Annotated in this window: 4 protein-coding genes; all 4 read left to right on the plus strand. The window is 36.4% G+C overall.

What is annotated here, in order from left to right; all coding sequences use genetic code 11:
- The first annotated feature begins 77 nt into the window (after positions 1-77).
- The 4 genes from A8B35_RS02800 (at position 78) to A8B35_RS02815 (ending at position 22,775) form a co-directional block, all read left to right on the plus strand.
- Complete coding sequence (locus A8B35_RS02800) at positions 78-19,388, plus strand: PKD domain-containing protein (protein ID WP_075601894.1); 19,311 nt, start codon at positions 78-80, stop codon at positions 19,386-19,388.
- Between the two features lie 51 nt (positions 19,389-19,439).
- Positions 19,440-20,513, plus strand: a complete 1,074-nt coding sequence (locus tag A8B35_RS02805; RefSeq protein WP_139314790.1) for a PorP/SprF family type IX secretion system membrane protein — start codon at positions 19,440-19,442, stop codon at positions 20,511-20,513.
- Positions 20,514-20,822: 309 nt separating this feature from the next.
- A complete protein-coding gene (locus tag A8B35_RS02810) occupies positions 20,823-21,437 on the plus strand; it encodes an OmpH family outer membrane protein (RefSeq protein ID WP_075601895.1) in 615 nt (204 codons plus the stop codon).
- A gap of 78 nt (positions 21,438-21,515) precedes the next feature.
- Complete coding sequence (locus A8B35_RS02815) at positions 21,516-22,775, plus strand: glycosyltransferase (protein ID WP_075601896.1); 1,260 nt, start codon at positions 21,516-21,518, stop codon at positions 22,773-22,775.
- The last annotated feature ends 62 nt before the right edge of the window (positions 22,776-22,837 follow it).

Raw genomic sequence — 22,837 nt, forward strand, 5'->3', positions numbered from 1 at the left:
TATTTAGACAAACCTTTTAAAATTATTGACGTAGAAAAGTTTAGTTCCTTTTGTTAGGACTCGAAAATAATATAAGTATGACTAAACTATATATGCGTTTAACAAACCTAATAACTATTTCTAGTTTAAGAATTTGTTTAATTTTATTTTTCGCTTTCGCAGTTAGTTCTGTATTTGCGCAAACAATGTCTTCATGTGGGTTAACTACATTAAATGGGGGTGATATTTTAGCAGAAGCATCTCCTGCCCCAATTTCTGGCCATGTTAACAATGGTTTTTGGGCAGATTTAGGTGGGTTAACACTTAATGATAATGGAACTGCAAGTAAAGCTGATGATGATGAGTTATCTGGCTTTGTGGTAGGTAGTTCATATACCGTTATTTGGGAGCATACAGGAGGCACCCAATATGCAGTTGTTATAACAGCAACTCCAGAAGTTGTTGTTAACAAATGGGAATCTTATGGTTTTGACCCTTGTATAACGCCTTATAAGTTGAATATTGATTATGAATTTGAAGGAACAGGTAAGTTTGAATTGGAATATTCTCATCCCTTATATGGTACGAGTCTACTTGCAGAAAGAGATGGAATAGGTCAGATATTCAATTCGGATGATCTTACGGCCTCTAGCTCAGCAACTCTTTTAAAACTTACCGATGCAAATGGTTGTGAAGCGGCAGTTGTAGGACAGACTGCAGATTTTACCTTAAGTGCAAATCCGATTGATCAAACCATAAATTGGGGGTCTGACTGTACGGCTACTCCCACTTCTATTCAAATGTCTTCTAGTGAAGTAGGTGTTGATTATATATTAAAAATGGGATCAACGATTATTGAAGGTCCAGTTACAGGAAATGGCGCAGCAATTACATTCTCAGACCAAAATATAGCTGGAACATATGGTGTTTATGCTTTAAACAGCTGTTCTGGTGGCTCAGAGGTTTTAATGAGTTCGATTCATACAGTTTATGATAATCCAATAGCTCAAAATATTAGTATTGCAGAAGCAGCACCATATTGTTCTGGTAATACCTATACCATAGGTTTAAATAATTCAGAAAGTGGAGTGGTTTATACATTATATAATCCGTCTAATACTTCTGTAAGTACAGTGACGGGTAATGGAAACCCAATTTCTTTCAACCCAGTAGTTCTTACATCAGGAACTTATAAAGTTACCGCAAAGGGTGGAACTTGCCCTGATGTTAATATGCTTAATGACGTAGAGATAGGAACTGTTCCGGTAGTTTACAATGTAACAGGTAATACAGTTTGTGAAGGATCTAACCTAGTTGTCGGGCTGAGTAATAGTCAGGTTAGTGTTAACTATACGCTAAAATATGATAATGGAAGTTCTGTAATTGATCAGCAAATATTGTCAGGAACTAATTCATCCTTATCATTTAATAGTGTCACAGGTGTTGGAAGTTATTGGGTAGAAGCTGAAGATGTATCAGGATCATTGCCTGGTTGTACCTCAACTATGAACGGTACGGCATCAATTAATGCTTTACCCGAAGACCTACCTCTAATAAATCAAGGAGTTGTATGCCCTAGTGGAGAGGTAAAGTTGGGTAGTAGTACAAACCCTACAGATCCATTAGTCACTTATACTTTGTTGCGTGATAATATATCGGTTCTAACTCTAAGCGGAAATGGTGGAGAGTTAACCTTTGGGGCCCAAACAACCACAGGAATATATACGGTTAATGCATCGTCAGGTGGCTGTACTAAATTGATGACAGGTTCGTTGCAGGTTTTAAGTAATCCCACACCACAAAGTTTAACTACTAATAAAGATAAATATTGTAGCTCAGATGCTACTACAGGCGTTGTTTTTTCTTTAGGACCGGTTGAGAGTATTGTAGATTATCAGCTCGAACAATATGATGGTGTTAATTGGATACCTGTAGGATCGGTAAAAAAAGGTAATGATGGGGATATAATCACTTGGTCGGATATGCCTGAAGGTATATATAGAGTGATGGGTAGTAATGCAGGTGGATGTTCTCAAGAAATGAGCGGTCAATTAACGATTACTGTTACAAATCCACCTACAGCAGATGTTGTAGCACAATTACCTGATAGAAGATGTGAAAACGTACCGGGTGATTTTAAAATTGAAGTTGTATTAACGGGAAACCCACCTTATAATTTTACTATAAAAGATGACAAGGGAGCAACGATTTCAACAGTAACTAATCACCCATCTAATAATTATACTATCGTAGTAAATCCTTCTGATGCTGTAACAACCTACAGTATTATAGATCTTACGGATGCAGGAGGATGTAGTCCGGTTACTGGAACTACTACAGGTACAGTTTATGTAGATCCTGTGCCTATTATTACTTTCGACCCAGCTAACCCGTCTGTTTGCGAAGGTTCAACAGTTAGTATTACCGCTTACGGAGCAGACACAGGAGGTACATATACTTGGAGTGATGGTTTGGGTGTTAGTCAAACTATAACAGTAGGTCCAAACCCTCCAGGTAAAGATTATACAGTTATTGCTACAACTACTCATGGTTGTACTAGTAATGAGTTAGTTAATGTAGTAGTTAACTCATTACCAGTAGTAGATTTTTCGCCTCCTTCAGGTACAAATAGTATTGAATATTGTGAGAATAATGGAGTAGTTCAGCTTACAGGAACTCCAGTAGGAGGTTCTTTTGTAGGGAGTGGTATTTTTGGAGATCAATTTGATCCTGCTGCTGCTAATATTGGAAGTAATTTTATTACCTATAATTTTACAAGTGTAGAGGGATGTACAAACTCAATAACTAAAGAAATTGTAGTAAATGAACTGCCTGTTGTTCGAATTGATAATTTGCAAACAACATATTGTTCTGATGCCGGTACAGTTACCGTTAATGGAGTGCCTGATGGCACAGCATCAGGTTCGATTGGTGAGTTTGAAGTTATTGGCTATCCAACAGATAAAGGCTCATGGTGGGATTCAACAGATGGTACAGCAACCTTAAATGTAGGGGCAGCGATTACCGCTTTAGGATCACCTAAAACATTAACGTTCCGTTACACTTATACAGATCCTAAAGGGTGTACAACTTATGTTGATGAAACGACAACTTTACTAGAGCCCGTTAATGATAATATTTATTTTACAGGACTCGCAGCATCATGTGAGCAAGATCCTGCTGTTACTTTAGTAGCCTATTCAAGAAATCCCGCACAAGCTCTTGGTAGTGGAAGCTTTACAGGTCCTGGTATCTCAGATAATGGAGATGGAACGGCTATTTTTACTCCTTCTGATGCGGGAAGTGGTACGCATACTATAACCTTGAGCTACACTGATGCAAATGGTTGTGAAGGATCATATTCAGAGACTTTAACTATTGGTGTACCTATTGATATCTCAGGTTTAGCAACTGAATATTGCTCCTCAGATAATGGACAATATCTACTGGAAGGAAGTGTAAATGGAAATGCTCCAGACCATACTGACGGTACAACTTTTGACGTTTATTATGTAGAGGGAGGAGTTAATGTAGAGGTAACTAAAAATGCAGGCAATGGAACTTATTACTTTAAACCTTCAACATTATCTAACTCACCTAGTTTAGGATTAGGGGATTATGAAGTTATTTATAGATATAATGCTTCAGGTTGTAATAATTCAACAACATCTGTTGTTAAAATTGTTGAGTCGGTTGATCCTACTTTCTTGATAGGAACAGAAACAATACCTTCAACAGGGCAAACAAATTTTTGCGAAAATAGTACAGCAGTTATACTTACTCCAAATGCAACTCTACCGAGTACTGCGGGTTCTAGTTTTTCTGGAAATGGAGTGGGAGGTAATTATTTTGTACCGAATGATGCAAGTGTTGTATTTAAACCAAATGCCAATACAATTACTCATACAGTAAGAAATATAGTAAATGGATTAACGTGTTTGACACAATCTACTAGAGATGTGTATGTTACTCCGGTAGATGTGGCCATAAGTGGATTGAGCGCTAACTATTGTACAAATAATATAGATCAACAGATTACAGTAAGTGGAGCAGATGCAAGTGATGGAATTGCTACATTTACAGCTACTTTAAATGGAAGTACTACACCGTTCTTAGTTGATAATACTAACAATACGGCTACAATTAAACCGTCAGTTGGAGCAGGTGTTTACGAAGTTACTATGCATTTCACTAAAACATCGGATGGTTGTGAAACAACAGTTGTTCAATTAGTTGAAGTTTATGCTTCCAATCCGGTTACTTTTTCAGGCTTGGCTGACGGAGATAAAATATGTCAATCATCATCGGCAATTACATTACGAGGTGATATGCCTAACGGAGGTGTTGGAAACTTTGTTGAAAATGTTGCAGGTATTAGTAACAGTGGGATTGATGATTTAGGTAATAATGTTGTTGCTGATGATGGTGTGGGAATTTTTACCCCGACATCTATGCCACTAACACCATACACCATTATTTATGAATATACTAATGCAGATGGCTGTAAAACATCTGCTGAAAAAACTGTTGATATTGTAGGAGATCCTTCTACTTTATATGATGTTATCGGTGGTGGCGCTTATTGTGATGATGCAACAACGAAAGGTGTTGTTGTGGGCTTAAGTGGTTCAAACACAGGTGTTACGTATGAATTATTATTAGGAGGATTAAGTTTAACGCCAAAGGTAACATTTGCTGGGAATGGTAATGCTTTCAATTTTACAGATACTGGAGATGATACCGGAAATGACCAACTATTTGTAATTGAAGGTTTTTATACTGTAAGTGCATTACAAAATGGATGTGATGCACTTATGAACGGAAGCGTTCTTATTGAACAGTATGAATTGGTTTTGCAGGAAGAATCTAAAACGGATATTACCTGTAATGGATATGAAGACGGTACTGTTACTTTAAAAACTACGGGCGGAAGTGGATCTTATGAATATTCAAAAGATGCAAGTAGTAAGTTAGATGCTAGTGCTACTTGGCAATCATCATCTAAATTTGAAGGTTTAGCAATTGGTGTGCATGAATTTTCTGTGAGAGATTTATCATCGGTTGCTTGTGAGAAGATAAAAACATTATCTGTAACAATTTCAGAACCAAGTGCCATTGTAGTTACCGATCTTATTGCTCAGAAAATTAAAGTCGGATGTACACCATGCACAGCAGGTGGAGATTGTGAAGGTAGTGCAACAATTACTATTACTGGTGGTAGTCCTGATTTTATAACATATCCAGGAGTAGGGTATAAAATATTATGGTCAACTGGTGGGACAGACCTAGTAGAAGTAGGTATGCCAGTTGGTATACATAGTGTAGTTGTTACTGATGGTAATAACTGTACACAATCTATTAATGTTGAGATTGAAGCAAACGACCCAATTTTATTTACAGAAGTATTAGCAAGTCATGTTGATAATATTTGTAATGGAAGTAGTGATGGTATTTTTGTTGTTAAGGCAGAAGGAGGATCAGGTTCATTCCAATTTAATTTAAATGATCCGGCAATTTCACCAACCACTTGGGTGGAGAGTAATTATGGAAGTACTGGTGATGAATATGAAGTTGTTAATTTACCATCTGGATTACATAATATTTGGGTAAGAGATAAAGACCCAATGTATAGTAGATGTATTACTCAAATTCCAACCCCAATAGAAATAACAGAACCAGTAGCTTTATCGGTTTTGGAGGAATCTCAAAAAGGAATTTCTTGTAACGCTGCTATTGATGGTTCATTTATAGTAAGAGCGTCAGGAGGTTCTGGTTCATATAATTTCACACAAGATAATCCTTCAATAATTCCCGTACCTGATTGGAAACCAGCTAATAATGGAATTGATGGCTTTGAAGTTAATGGAATTGGAGCCGGATCTTACTCAGTTTGGGTACAAGATATGAATGCAATAAATTGTGCAGTTGCAATGGTAGATGTGCAACTGTCTGATATACTTGCTCTTGATTTCGATTTGATAGATCATACTGATGTAGATTGTTTTTCAAGCAATAGTGGTAGGATAGAAGTTTTAGCCAAAGGAGGGAGTGGTAATTATGTTTACTCTTGGTTTGATGCTAGTATGGTGAAATTCTCTAGCGATTCTTATATTGAGAATCAATATGCTGGTACTTATACTCTAGAGATTTCTGATTTGCCAAATTCATGTGGTCCTGTCACACAAACTTTTACAATTAACCAACCCGCAGATTTGCCAGATGTTACTAATGTTATCATTACATCCACAGATTGTTCTACAGAATCAAAAGGTTCTATTAGTCTGAATGTAATAGGAGGAACAAAACCTTATACTAATATAACCTGGAGTAATGGAGAAACGAATGTTGAAAGAATTGAAAATCTTTCCGCAGGTTCGTACTCTATTAGTGTTGAAGATGCTAATGGTTGTATTTTTGAAAATTCGACGACACCATACACAGTTGGTAGTTTGCCCGATATTATTCTGGAGCGTGCTGTAACTTTGACGCATAATAATTGTTATGGTGATAATAGTGGAACTCTAAATCTAAAAGTTGATGGTGGTTCGGGTAACTATAAATTTAAATTAGATGGACCTGTTATTATAGATTGGACATCACCCGTTCCGGTTACTAATGATGAGCATACTTTTATAGATTTACCTTTTGGAAATTATACCCTCTTAGTTCAAGATGCTAATAATCCAGATTGTGAATATACTTTAGGTACTTATACTATTAATCAAGAAAATGAAATTCTGTTAACTACAATTAATGTTGATGATGTCGATTGTTACGGAAGTAGTAATGGTAGTATAGAAATACAAGCAAGTGGCGGTTCAGGCGATTATGATTACAGTTTAGATAATGGTGCAACTTGGTTAAATACAAAACTACCTGGCTTACATAAATTTACAGGTTTATATAAGGGAACATATTATATAAAAGTAAGAGATTATAATAACCCGTCTTGCGTTAGTGTAAACGTTTTAAATGAAGAAGTTTCTGAACCTCAGCTAATTGAAATTATAAAGGTGGATATTGAAGGTGCTTCGTGTTATTCATCTACTGATGGTAAGGTTACTGTTACAGCGCAAGGAGGAAGTGGTAATTATGATTACTACTGTGTAGAAACTTCAACATGGCAGGCGAGTAATATATTTACAGGTTTACCACTTGGTTCATATACATTTATTGTGCAAGAGCAAAGTTTACCAGGTTGTGCATCTGCAACTTCGTCAGCTGTAATTATGACTAGCCCTCTTGATTTTTCTACTACCTATAGTGAAACTCATGTTCAGTGTAATGGAGCCAACGATGGTATTATTGAATTTGAAACTGAGTATTCAAATGGAAGTGGTGGTGTTTTTGAGTATTCTATTGATAATGGAGTTTCTTGGTTTCCATCTCCGCTATCAGGACTGGCCCCTGACTTTTATAATGTATTAGTAAAGGATGTAAATAACGGATGTACTAAACTACTAAGTAATACAATTCAAATTACAGAGCCAACTCAACTGGTTTATATTGAGGATGTAAGAAAAGATATTTCATGTTTTGGAGATACAGACGGTGAAGTAAAAATTACAGTTTCTGGCGGAACTACTCCTTATGCTTATCAGTGGACAGGTGTTAGCGATGCTAATGGAGGAAAAACCAATCATATTACTAACTTGTCTGCTGGAGATTATGCTGTTTCAATTACTGATAATAATGGTTGTTTTATTTCACCACAACCAAAGTTCACGGTTGGAGACGTTTTAGAGATTGATGCGCAATTTACCAATACTCATATTGCCATTGGTGGTCAAAATACAGGTTCCATTGTTATAAATACAATTACTGGTGGCCCAAGTACAGATTATTCTGTTCTCTGGGATGATGGCTCCACGGGCATGTCACGTAATAATTTATTTGCTGGAACATATACATTTACAATTACAAGTGGAACTGCTCCTAACTTATGTACGAAAGACTATACAGTAAACTTAATTGATGAGTCTGCGACTTTAGATTTCGATTTGACTGCTACGGATGCTAAATGTTATGGTGATAATGGAAATATAGAAGTCAGTATTAAATCAGGTAATCCTAATTATGATATTATATGGTATAAGGCTGGTGTTGAATTAGGTACTTTGAGTACAGGTAATATTATCACAAATATTTCTGTATCAGCTGGAAATTATGAAGTAAAGGTTATTGATAATGCTGGTGGGGATATTACAAAAACAATTGCAGTTATTGAACCTCTAGAATTTAATTCTGTTCTTAATCTAACTAAAGATATTGAATGTTATGGATTAGATGGGACCTTGAGTGTTGTTGTAAGTGGAAGTGCTTGGGATATTGACCCAGATGCTACTAAGTATGAAGTAGCCTGGACTGATCCTGATGGGCTTGCTTTTGGTTATGGAACATTAGCGACTGAAGGTATCCAGACTGGTTTGCTAAAACCGGGTCCATATACAGTTTCTGTTTATCCGAGTGCTTATGTGGGTTGTAATCAGTTGCATACCATTGAGTTGTCAGATCCAGATCCTCTCGGTATTAATATTGATAAGGTTGAGTCAGTAAAGTGTTCTGGCGGTAGTGATGGCTCTATAAGTATTACTCCAACTGGGCGTCCTAGTGGTCATGGCTATACATACTCTTGGCGTACATCTATTGATGGAGGTACCAATTGGTCAGGTTTAACAGATAATACAGCTACAATTATTAATAAACCAGCTGGTTTATACGAAGTTACCATCCAATCTGTGAGTTCAGCATGTAGTTTTGTTTCGGGGATCATAGAAATAGGTGAGCCAGATCCAGTATCGGCCTTAATAACTAAAGAAGATATTATTACTTGTTATGGTGATAATTCTGGTTCAATTCAATTAACAAATATAACAGGTGGTAAACTCCCATATAATTACAATTTAAATGGAGTTAATAAGCAACTGGGTACTAATATTAATAATGAAAGTATTATAGGATTATTATCAGGGAATTATAGTATTTTAATTAAGGATGCTAACAACTGTGAAAGTGCTCTATATTCAGAAAATATAAGCGAACCGGCTGAGTTAGTGGTTAAAATTATAAATTCAACTATTGATTGTGACGACCCAACTACAGGTTCTATAATTTTCTCAATTGAAGGGGGAAGATTGAATGCATCTAATAATCAAACTTACGGAGTAACTGTAAGTCCAGATGGAAAGTCGGATATAGTAATTGGTACTGTTGTTAATAATATTGGGGGAGCTATTGTAGTAAATGATCCTTTATTACAAAGTTTAGAACCAAATCATTATGTTATAAAGGTAGTTGACCTTGAGTCAAATGCTGTTTCTAAATGTGAAGTGCTAAATGATGTAACTCTTGAGTTAATTGAAGCTACCGGCTCAATAAGTAATGCAACATGTTTGGGTATAAATAATGGATCTATTAGTAATGTTATCATAACAGGTACAAGTGGCAATTATGATTTTTCATGGAGATCTGATGACGGTGGTACAGGTTTTGATTCTGCAAATTTAAATCAATCCGGATTATCCGTAGGAACATATACATTATCTGTAACAGATAAAGATAGAGGATCTTGTATTGTTGAGTTTGATTTTATAATTGACTATGAGCATACTGTAACAATTGTTGGAGATATAAAAGATGTTGTTTGTAATAGCGAAGAAACAGGAGCTATTAACATTGATGTCCGTGATGGAGGTGTTAATACTTTGTATCAATGGTCTGGGCCTCCTTCGTTTACATTCGCAGATGCTACTTTAAAAGACCAAGGCAGTTTGATAGCAGGTACTTATGCTGTTACAATAGAGACCACTTTAAGTAGTGAGCAATGTAATGCAACACAGAGTTTTACAGTAAATGAACCAGGAGAAATTACTTTTAACTCATACTTCGAAGTTACTAATTGTGATCCTTATCAACGTACGCTTAAAGTTGATAATGAAAATGGTGGTTCTGGAGCATATGAATTTAAATGGACAGGCCCACCTTTCAACCCTGTAGTGCCAGTTGACCCGAAAAGTGTATTAATTACACAAGGGGGAGAATATAGTATTACATTAACTGATAAAAATTTATGTTCGGCGCAACAGGTAGTTTCTGTACCAGAAGAAATGAGTATTGCTCCTACAATTAATTCCGTTACTTGTAATGGGGGTGAAAATGGAAGTATTGTTTTAAACTTAAGCGGAGGTAATACTGTAAATGCATTCTCTTTCGCTTGGACAGGTCCTAATGGTTACACTTCTAGTAATAGAAATATCGATAAATTATTTGCTGGTGATTATACAATTGTTATTACAGATCTCAATGAGAAAGATGGCTTAGGTGCCTGCTCTCTAACAGAGGTTATTACGGTTGGTGAACCAAGTGAGATCGTCATAGACCCCACAATTGTAAATACATCATGTTTTGGCGAGTCAAATGGGCAAATTGAAATTGAGGTATCAGGAGGTACTGCACCCTATTTATATAACTGGAGTCCTGTTGTAGGTTCTAATTTAGCTACTAATAAAGACCAATTTAATCTACCAGCAGATTCTTACTCTGTTACTGTAACGGATGATGCGAAGTGTATAAGTACTGTTAATATTCAAGTTGAGCAAGATGAAGAAATTCAGTTATCTACAGTAGTAACTGAAACTCTTTGTGATGGTTCTGGCGGTGCAATAGACCTTACGGCAACAGGTGGATCTGGAAGTGGGTTTACTTATGATTGGAGTTCAGCAGACGGTAGTGGTTTAGTTCAAGGAAGTGAAGATCAGTCTAACCTTACCGGAGGAACATATACAGTTATTGTATCCGATACAGGAAACGGTCGTAGTTGTTCTGCTAGTATTTCAGAAACGATTACTCATAATATTTCGATCGTTAATGAGTCTCTTACTGATGTTACATGTTTAGGCAATAGTAATGGAGCAATAGCATTCGAGGTAATTGGAGGGGATGGTAATTATACTTATGAGTGGACTACTATATTAGGTGATGCTTCGCGTATAGTGGATGGTAATAGAGATCAAAATGGTTTAAGCGTAGGAACTTACCAGGTAACCATTACGGACGGACGAACAGACGTTAATACCGTTGATTGTTCTATTACAAAGCAATTTGAAATTGTACCAACAAATAGTTTATACGTTAGTGTTGCAGTATTTGATTCTGAGATGTGTTTTAACGAAGCAACGGGAAGTCTTGAGGCTACTGTTACTGGCGGGTCAGGAGATTATAAGTACTTTTGGAACGATGTAGAAGGTATTAATAAAATTGAAAATGCCACACAAGGAACCTATAAATTAGAGGTTATAGATAATGTACTAGGTTGTTCTTGGGTGAGTTCACATACAGTTAACGGTCCAACAGCACCTTTATTAATTGATAATATTGATGTTACTAATGTACTTTGTTTTGGTGAGGCTACTGGTGAAATACTAGTTTCTGTATCCGGCGGTACAAAGGGAACAATTGGTGATGGATACACTTACACATGGTCTGGAGCCTCTACTGCAATTGGCTCAAACCCTGTCGATTTAGTTTCAGGAACGTATAATTTAACAGTAACTGATAATAATGGTTGTGAAGTAAAATCGGGAGATATTGAAATTACTCAACCTTCTAATCATATAAGTATTACAAATCCTGTTATTACAGATGTCTCCGTTACTAACGGAACAGATGGCCAAATTCAGGTAGATATTACAGGAGGTATAAGTCCTTATAGCATTGAGTGGTTTGATGCTGCAAATAGTAGTGTAGGTGTTGTTAACCCATTAAGTGGTATTGGTTCAGGAACCTATCGTATTATTGCTACCGACAATAACGGATGCACCACCGAATTAACTAATCAGAAAGTAGTTGAACCAGGTGAGGATCTGGCATTTGAAAAAGTAGTTCATAATGTTAGTCCTTGTAATGGTGCAGATAATGGAGAAATACATATAAATCGTGTTTACGGAGGTTTTCCTATTGGAGGAACAGCATACCGTATTCAGGTAAACGGACCTGGGGTTAATGAAGATGTTAATGCAACTAACTTAAGTCTAACTAATCTTGTCCCTGGTGATTATATTATTACAATTACTGATAATGTACCTGTTACAATTACAGAAACCATCACAATTACTCAGCCATCACCTTTATCTATTGTAACTACTAAACTTAGTGATGTTGATTGTTTTAATAGCTCAACAGGAATAATTGAAGTGGAGGTATCAGGAGGTACACCTGATGGTGCAGCAAATTATATAGTAGAAATACAAAGTGATGAAGGTTATACAAGTTCAAATGCCACAGTAAAAGCAGATATTCCTTTTACCTTTTCAAATTTACCTGCAGGTAATTATACAATTACAGTTAAAGATCACGCAGATGATTTTGATACAAAATTACCAAATAGAGGAAGGTGTGAGGCCTCTGATTATAAGTTACTAACACAACCTCATGCTACTGTTGAACTATCGTCTATTGGAGGTATCAATACAATTTGTAGTGGTGATAGTTATCAAATGGCTTTAAGTACTTCAAATTGGGATTTTGCTAGTCAGGGCTCCTTTAAAGTTGCAGTATACGATGGTTTTACAACAGAAGAGTATGTTGTAGATCAAACACCTTTTATATTTTCGGTTACTCCTTCAACTTCTCGTAATTACGAAATTACAAAAGTGTTTGACGTCGCAGTTAGTACTTGTTTAAAAGGAGATTTTGTAAGCAATAAAGTTATTCTTACAGTGAACCAATTGCCAGAAGCAAGTTTATCTGGAACATCAGAAATTTGCGAAGATGGTGAAGTAATGCTTACAGCAACTCTATCAGGTACAAAACCATTTGATATTACTTGGGTTGATAATAATAATGGTACTTCAAATACAGTTGCAATTGATGATTATAAGTATTCGTTTACAGATAGGCCTAACGGAGATGCGCAATATCAAATTTTTAACATAACTGATGCTAATAGCTGTTCAAATGTGGGAAGTGGGATAGTTGATGTTGCTATTAACGATAAGCCTTTTGTTACATTATCAGGAAGTACTTCTATATGCGTCGGGAATAGTACAATATTAAATATTGATTTTGTTAACGGTACTGCACCGTACATAATTACATATACAGAAAACGGAACAGAAGGGACTGCTGTAATTGCTCAATCAAGCATAGTAGGTACTATTTATGCTTGGGTTGTTAATCCTCTTGAAACTACCGACTACGAAATTACTGCAATAACTGATGGTAATGGCTGCCAGATGGATATTACTACTCCTGTGCAAGCAAGTGTTGTTGTTAATCAGTTGCCAGAGCGCATAGCAGAAATTAATAGCAACACTGATCTTACAGGTGTTTGCCAAGGGCAGATTAGTGTTGATTATTCTATTGATGCAGTTACTTATGCAACTAATTACGTTTGGACTCCACCTGCTGGTATAAGTATCATATCAGGTAATGGAACCACAAGTATTATCACTGATATCGATAGAGATTTCACAGGTGGATATATACAAGTGTATGCAGAGAATGCTTGTGGTACAAGTTCATTAACTGAGAAATGGATTACAGCTAATTTATTACCAGACCCGATAACTATTGCACCAACAGGGCCAACTAATATTTGTGAGGCCGAGAAAGGTTTAATCTATAGTATTGATCCAGTTGCTAATGCAACAGCCTATGAATGGAGTTTACCAACAGGGCTATTATTGCAAGGAGACGGTACAGGAACTTCTATATTAGTTAATATTGATCCTAATGTTCCATCAACAACTGGCGTAATAAAGGTCAGACCTAAAAATGATTGTAGCAATACAGAACCGTGGTCGCCTGAACTTACTGTAGTTGTAACAGCTTTACCAATTGCTAATGCAGGTTCTGATGATAGAGTTTGTGAAACTATATACACTATGGATGCAGTTCCTCATTTAGGAGATGAAACTGGGGAATGGAAGATAATTAAAGGTTCGGCTCAATTTGTAAATAATGCCGACAAAGTATTGCCAAATGTTGCGATATACAATTTATCACAAGGTGAAAATACTTTGGTATGGACAGTTACCAATACAGTGAGTACTTGTACAAGCTCAGATACGGTTACCATAAATAATGATCAACTAACTGTTACTGCTCAGGTAGCACAATCACCTGTTTGTGGAGGAGAAGCTGAACTTATTGGAACACCTGTAAGTTCTTTGATAGAAGCAGAAAGTGGTGAATGGACTATTGTTACAGGTAGTGGAAGTATTGCAGATGCAACATCCGACCAAACAACAATCTCTAATTTAGCACAAGGGACTAATGTATTACGTTGGACTATTCGAAAGAAAGCTTGTGAGACTTTTGCTGAAGTAACCATTGTAAATGATAATCCTACAGAATCTATTATATATGATGCTTCTGATGCACGTGTTTCAATACAAGATTTAGTTTGTCAAACAACATCAACTACTCTTAGAGGAAGTACTCCATTAAGTGACGAAAGTGGTTATTGGAGAGTAGAATCGGGGCAAGTTAATATTGATAATTTAGATAGTCCTACTATAAGTATTACAAATATTCAAAAGGGAGATCATGTTTTAAGTTGGAATATCCTGCGAGGTGGATGTATATCTACTAGTCTTGTTATGATTAGAAATAATGCATTAGAAGTTGATGCTGGTATTGACAACTTTACTTGTGATGGAACTTATATTTTAGAAGGAACAGAGCCGAATAGTGCAAATGCTGAAACAGGTATGTGGACAACTAGTAATGGTGCAGCTTTTGATGATGCCTCATTATTTAATACGGCGGTTTCTAACATGGGTGATGGGAATAATGAATTTATATGGACATTAACACGTAATGGGTGTTCATCACCGGCCTCAGTAATTATTAGTAATGATAAACCGCAGGATGCTAAAATTGTTGGTGATGTAGGTGAAGAAGAAATATGTGGAGATTCAATATTAATGTATGCAGTTTCAGTATCTACAGATATGGGTATTGGATCTTGGAGTGTAATTAGTGGTTCAGGAAGCATAGATAATCCCTTAGATCCAAATACGCTGGTTACTGGTATTGGTCAAGGCGAAAATATATTTAGGTGGACTGTTTCTTTAAAGAGTTGTCAAAACTCAGTTGATTTTAAAGTAATAAATCAAATGGTTGATGCATACGCTGGTCCAGATCAATCAGTGTGTAGTAATATTGCTTATTTAGATGCCACGGAGCCAACGGTTGGCACCGGGGAGTGGAATGTTGTTAATGGTGAAGGAGCAACTGGTTTTCATCCTAATAAATGGGATCCAAAAGCAACAATAGATCCTTCAACAGGTATAAATAAATTAGTATGGACGGTAACAAATGGTACTTGTGTATCTAGAGATACTGTTGTAGTATCAGTTAATAAGCCGGGGCCAGTAAATGCAGGTGCCGACCTTGATGTTCCAGATGATTTTGCCCAATTAGATGCCGTTAATCCTGATATAGGTACCGGTACATGGTCAATAATTGAGGGGGCAGGTAATTTTAGCGACCCAAATATTATTAATCCGCAGGTTACTGGAGTCCGTCAGGGTAGCAATATTTACCGATGGACAGTAACGTACTTAGGCTGTTCCGAATATGATGAGGTGATTGTAACTAATGGAACAATACCACCAGCAGATGCAGGAGCTGATATTAGTACCTGTGATGATTTTACTACTCTAAATGCAAATGATCCATCTGTAGGTATTGGTGAATGGACAGTTAAAACGGGTAGTGGTTATTTCGAAGATTTGAGAAATCCTAAATCTAAGGTGCTAAACTTAGCCCAAGGAGATAATGTATTTGTTTGGACAATTTATTATACCAATGGATCTTCATCTGATGAAGTTATAGTATCAAGTACAAAGCCTTCAATTACAAATGCAGGTTTAGATGATAGGGTATGTTCAGATGAGGCATTATTAGATGGAACACAACCTAGTTTTGCTCATGAAGTAGCCACGTGGTCTATATTATCAGGTGGAGGTTTGTTTGATGATGTAAATGATGTTAAAACAACTGTAAGAGGTTTAGCTCCTGGTGAAAATATATTAAAGCTAGAAATAAATAATACCAATTGTTTACAAACGGATACAGTAAGAATATATAATGATACACCATCAATAGCTGATGCAGGAGCTGATCAAACTGTTTGTGCTGATTCTGTTGAGGTACGTCCTATATCTCCACAATATGGAGTGGGTAAATGGCGTGTAATAAAAGGCCAAGGAACAGGTAAAGATGGTGGTGAGATAACAGGGCGCTGGATTTATAATCTTGCACCTGGAGAGAATATATTTGAGTGGTATGTACAAGTTGAAGGAGCACAACCAAATTGTGAATCTACAGATCAGATAACGATCATCAACAATCAACCATCAGTATCTTATGCGGGTCAAAATAGAACTGTTTGTGTTGATAACGTAATGTTATCGGCAAGTGCTGCAATAGACGGTGTAGGTAGATGGGAGTTGTTAACGGGTGCTGGTACTATAGCTGATCCATCTAATAATCTTACCGAAGTAACAGGATTGGGTAAAGGAAAGAACCGATTCAAATGGATAATTGATAATAATGGTTGTACTTCAGAGTCAGAGGTTGAAATATCATTTGATCTAATAGAAGCTTTTGCAGGTTTTGAAATGTCACCAATTTGTGCCGATACAGCAGTATTAGCTGCCAACGAACCATACCCTGGAACAGGGTCGTGGTCAGTAGTTGGTGGCAGCGGATCTGCTCACTTTACAAATGACAATGGAAATTCGGATGTAAATAACCCATATGCTACAGTTAGAGATTTAGATAGAGGTCCTAATCAGTTGGTATGGACTATTGAGTATAATGGTTGTGTATCAACAGATGAAATCATCATTACCAATGATATGCCAAGTACTGCAATTGCAGGTGATAATGTTGCACTTTGTGATAATACAGTTACTCTTGGAGCTTCAGCTCCTAATATTGGTGATGGAGCTTGGACTACGCAAAATGGAGGTGGTGATTTTGTTGATATTAATTCTCCAACAACACAAGTTAATAATCTTAGGTTTGGAGATAACATATTCCGTTGGACAGTTACACATAATACATGTTCATCGTACTCAGATGTTGAGGTTTCTTATAATAAAATACAAGCTGATATTACTCAAAAATTTGTTGAGATTTGTTCTGATGAGACAATCTTAACAGGTAATAATGCAAGCCCAGGTAATGGAGAGTGGACTATATTGAGTGGTAATAGTCAGGCCAAATTTGATGATAATACAAATCCTACAACTAGAGTTTATGATTTAGCTAGAGGAACTAATAGGCTGCAATGGAAGATCTCGCATAAAGGATGTGATACTTTTGATGAAGTTGAAATAATTAATCACAATCCTAGTACAGCATATGCCGGAGCAACACAAGAACTGTGCGTAGAGAATACAACATTGATAGCAACAGCACCAGCCGTTGGAACAGGTACTTGGTCAATTCTATCAGGTATGGCTACTATAAGCGATGTAAATAGTAATGTGCCTAATGTTAGTAACTTATCTAAAGGTGAAAATAAATTCCTATGGACAGTGACAAGTGCGAATGGCATGTGTTCTAATCGCGATGAAGTGAGTATCTATAATAATGTGCCTTCAATGCCTTATGCTGGTGAGGATGGTGAGTTTTGTTCGCCAACAGTAACATTAAAAGCTGCGACTCCTGACTATGGAGATGGACTTTGGTCTATTATTGAAGGTGGGGGTAATTTTGATGATCCAACTTTACCCGGAGCTACTATTACTAATCTTCAAGAAGGGCATAATAAATTCTTATGGACAATTTCGGTGCGTAACATTAATGGAGATATTGGCTGTAGTGAAAGTGATGAAGTAATTATCACCAATAATACACCAACTCCTGCAAATGCAGGTCCTGATATTGAAGATTGTAAAGATTATGCCTTGCTCGATGCCAATTCGCCATCGCAAGGTACCGGTTCATGGTCTGTTATTTCTGGTAATGCAGTATTTACAGATGCTACCGATCCAAAAACAAGAGTAGATGGTTTAACCTTTGGTGAAAACGTATTACAGTGGAAAATAGAGAATGGTAATTGTACCTCAGTAGATGAGGTGATCATATTTAATCAAGTACCAACGCAAGCTGATGCGGGTGTGGATAAAACAACTTGTGATGATTATTACCCACTTAATGCAAATGAGCCAATATCAGGAACAGGAGTATGGACTGTTATAAGCGGAAAAGGATCTTTCGAGGATGTTAATGATCCAGCATCTGTTGTTACAGGACTAGGTTTAGGCGAGAATAAACTGAAATGGACAATCACCTACGGAGGTTGCTCTACTGAAGATGTAGTTATTATTGAAAGTAATAAGTCAACACCTTATGCAGGTGAGGATGCCATTAGTTATGAGTCAACATATGAAATGAAAGCATCTAATCCGGGAACGAGGAGTGCAGAGTGGTCAGTTGTTGCAGGTACTGGTGATTTTGAAGATAATACCTTCTATAATACAAAAGTGAATAACCTTACTGAGGGAATCAATACTTTTAAATGGACGATGAATGTAAATGGATGTGTTACTTCTGATGACGTTAGTATTGAGTACAGAGTAGTGCCAAATGCAAGTTTCAAATCAAGTCAGACTCATGGCTGTGTTCCATTAGATGTAGAGTTTACTAACTTATCAGTTGGCGGCTATTCTTTCATTTGGGATTTCGGACAAGGAGATGATGTAGCAGGAAATAACGTTACTACCCGAAATGCTGAATATACCTTTACTACACCGGGTACTTATACGGTAACGCTTACGGTTCAAGGTCCAGATGGGGAAGATGGTATATTTACTGAAGAACTTGTTATTCATGAGTTGCCAAAAGCTGATCTTAATTATGGGCCGGATATCGTATATACACCTAATGGAGCGCTTGATTGTAGAAGTTTAGCAGTAGGCGCTGAAAAGCATCTTTGGGACTTTGGTAATGGGGAAACTTCTGAAGAAGTAAACCCTCGATATAAGTACCCTGAAATAGGCGTATATTCTTTATCTCTATATGTAGAGAGTGAATTTGGTTGTGAACATGATACTACAATTATTGACGCTGTAGTAGTCAAGAAAGAGGGTTTTGTGTCTTTCCCAACGGCATTTACACCACGTGCTGATGGAGGTAATGGAAGTTCATCGGGAGGAGTACAGGATAATAGTGTATTTAAGCCGGTTTACAAAGATGTTGATCGCTATAAACTTCAAATTTTTAATAGATGGGGACAACTACTTTACGAAAGTACAGACATTGAAGAAGGATGGAGTGGATTTTTCAATAACCAATTGTCGCCACAGGCCGTATATGTTTGGAAAGCATCTGGAGTATATAATAGTGGTAGATCATTTAATGATGCAGGAAGCGTCTTGCTAGTACGATAATAAAACCAATTATCACAAATATTTTTGTGATTGAATAATTCAACTTAAACTATGATGATAAAACATCAGATAAAATATTTGATACTTCTTACGTTTAGCATTTGTTTGTTTACAAGCAATGCTATAGCGCAAGATGCCTCATTCTCTCAACATTACGCTTCACCTTTATACTTAAGTCCCTCTTTTACTGGGCTTACCGATGGTAGTAGGTTAGCAATGACTTACCGTGACCAGTATCCAGGAGTTTCAGGTGTATACAAAACAATGGCATTTTCATTTGACCATTACTTTGCGGATTATAATAGTGGTGTTGGTTTACTGTATTATCGCGATGATCAAGGTGGCGGTCAAATTATTGATCAGAATGTAGGACTTACATATGCTTATGAGGTTTATGTGTCGGATCAGATTATGATTCGTCCTGGTATTCAATTTAAATATGCACAGGTCGGAATTGACCCTTCAAATGCGAATCTAGGAGGGCAAATAGGTCCTGATGGAAACCCAGTGCCAGGAGCCGGTTTAGATGTTACATCTGAAATGCATAGCCATTTTGATGCGGCAGCTTCGTTAATGATATATAGTAGCTCATTTTGGGGAGGTGTAACGGTTGATCACTTAGTGAAACAAGATATTAGTTTTACAGATGAGGAATCGTTTAGAGGAATGAAGTATACTGTATTTGGTGGTGGAAAATGGATCTATAAAGAAGGTAGAAGAGGAGCTTCAGATCAAAGTGTTTCAATGGCCTTTAATTACCGTCAACAACATTCTTTTAAGCAGCTTGATATTGGGGCCTATTGGATGTATGATCCTATTGAATTAGGTTTATGGTACAGAGGTATTCCTGTGGCTAATGAAGAGTCTTTATCCAACAGAGATGCAATTGTGGCAATAATTGGGGTTAATGTAAGTAATATGCGTTTCGGTTATTCTTACGATTTAACCATATCCGATTTAGCATCAAGTACTGGAGGTGCTCACGAATTTTCAATCATGTATACTATACCTGCTAGTAATAAGCCACGAATGAATAGACGAGCAGTACCATGTTCACAACCCGGTTATGGAGGCGGTGGACCATCGAGGTCAAAATACAGATCGCGTTCACGAAGAATTTTCTAGTAATATTAGTTAATCTTTTGTTTAGTTATTGGTTCAATAGGAATTACCCAGGCAACTTATGTCTATTTTAACTGAAGAAAATCATAGAAATACCTGTCAAAACATTAATTAATGTATTGATATCGTAAATTCATTGTAAAATATTTTTAAAGTATCCTTAATAATATATATTTGTTGTCCTTATTGAGAAAAATACCTTTTGAGGATCAAAAGTGTTGGTTGAACAAATATTAGCTTAGAATCTATTGGTCTTAAATACGAGAGTATTAGACGCTATTTTTTAGGCAGATTAATGAAAAAAATAATTTTATGAAGAAACTATTACGAGTTGTAAATGTAATTGCTGTGTTAGGTTTAGTATTGGTATTATCTGTAGCGTGTAATAATACTCAATCATCATCAGGAACAGCAGCTAACACGAATGGAAGTTCTGTGGCTCAGTTAGGTTCTACATTCCCAATTGCATATATTGATACCGATAGCCTACTAAGGGCTTATGAATATGCAGTATTCTTACAAGAGGAATTGTTGAAAAAAGAAGAAAAGTCAAGAACTGATTTTAACGAGGAGGCTAAGAAATTACAATCTCAAATGAATGAATTTCAGCGTAAAGTTCAGAATAATGGATTTTTATCTAGAGAACGTGCTGAGCAGGAGCAAATGAAGTTAATGCAACGTGAGCAGGAGTTACAGGGCTTAAATAATAAGTTGTCTAACGAATTAATGGTGGAGCAAAATAGTCTTAATAGTGAATTAAGAGATAGTATCACATCATACCTTGCTGAGTTAAACAGCGATGGAAGATATAAGCTTATATTAAGTAATACATTACAAGATAATGTACTTTATAGTGTTGATGAGGTAAATATTACTCAATCCGTTATTAATGCATTAAATGGCCGTTACGCTGCAAGCAAAAAGTAATATTGTATAAAATATATTAGATTTAAGCAGATTCTTTTAGAGTCTGCTTTTTTTATGTCAATTTTATAAAAGGATTATATGATTACTCGATATAATAAATACCTCCAAAAGCATACTAGTCTAGCTCAAGGTTTAGAGATTAAACATGCAACTCGTGCTGATATTATTGTGGTTATTCCAGTTTATTTAGAAGATAATTTAGAGGCCACATTAAGCTCCTTGATAAATACCGGGCGTGCATCAATGCAATTAGCAGTCTATTTAGTTGTAAATGCAAAACAGGGCGCAAGCGAGGATGTCTTAAATCAACAAGAAGATACTTATAAATACTTACTAAAATTTGCAGCACAACATACAGGTATCACTTTTATTCCCATAAGAGCATTTGAATTATCTGCCAAGCATTTTGGGGCTGGTTTAGCACGTAAAATAGGAATGGATGAAGCCATACGCCATTTCAATGCGTTTAATAACGAAAATGGGGTAATACTATCCTTAGATGCGGATTCTTTAGTTGAGGAAAATTATTTTTCGAGTGTATCCAAGTTTTTTAAGGATGATAAGAAAATAGGATGTTCCATAAATTTTGAGCACCCCTTAAATGAAGAATTGTATGGAAGTGAGCTGGTAGAAGCCATTACTCAGTATGAATTGCACCTTCGTTATTATGTAGAGGCATTAAAGTATATAAACTTCCCTTATGCCTTTCATACAGTAGGTTCATGTTTTGCCGTTAAAGCTGATGCTTATGTAAAAGTGGGTGGAATGAATAGGCGCCAGGGAGGTGAGGAGTTTTACTTTATTCAGAAAATAGTACAAGTGGGCGAGTATGGTAATATAAATGATACTACAGTTTACCCTTCGCCTCGCATTTCTAATCGGGTACCTTTTGGTACAGGTCCAACAGTCAAACGAATTGTTGAGGATGAGGAAGAATACTTAAGTTACAACCTACAGGCGTTTATAGATCTTAAAGTCTTGTTTGATTCAAGTGAGAAGTACTATAAAATTGATGCAGATCAATATCAGGCAGAAATATTAAACTTGCCAGGCAGAGTCCGCAGCTACCTTTTAAATAGCGGCTTTTTTAGCGAGCTGGATAACTTAAATCGCAACTGCTCTAATGTAACTACGTTTACCAAAAGATTTTTTCAAATATTTAGTGCTTTTAGCATCGTTAAGTATATCAACTATACCCACGAACATTTTATTGAAAAGGTGCCAGTAAGTGATGCGGCTCTCGATTTATTGGAATTATTGGAGTACGATACAGGTGATATTTTTGATACTGATGAGATTCTTCATTTTTATAAAAAGCTTCATAAGGGTTTGGTTTAATAAAATACACCTTCCAAATAATGGACTATAAGCATTTATCTGGTTAACAATTACCAGATAAA

Origin of the sequence: Saccharicrinis aurantiacus (assembly GCF_001660705.2) — a bacterium.
Classification (GTDB): domain Bacteria; phylum Bacteroidota; class Bacteroidia; order Bacteroidales; family Marinilabiliaceae; genus Saccharicrinis; species Saccharicrinis aurantiacus.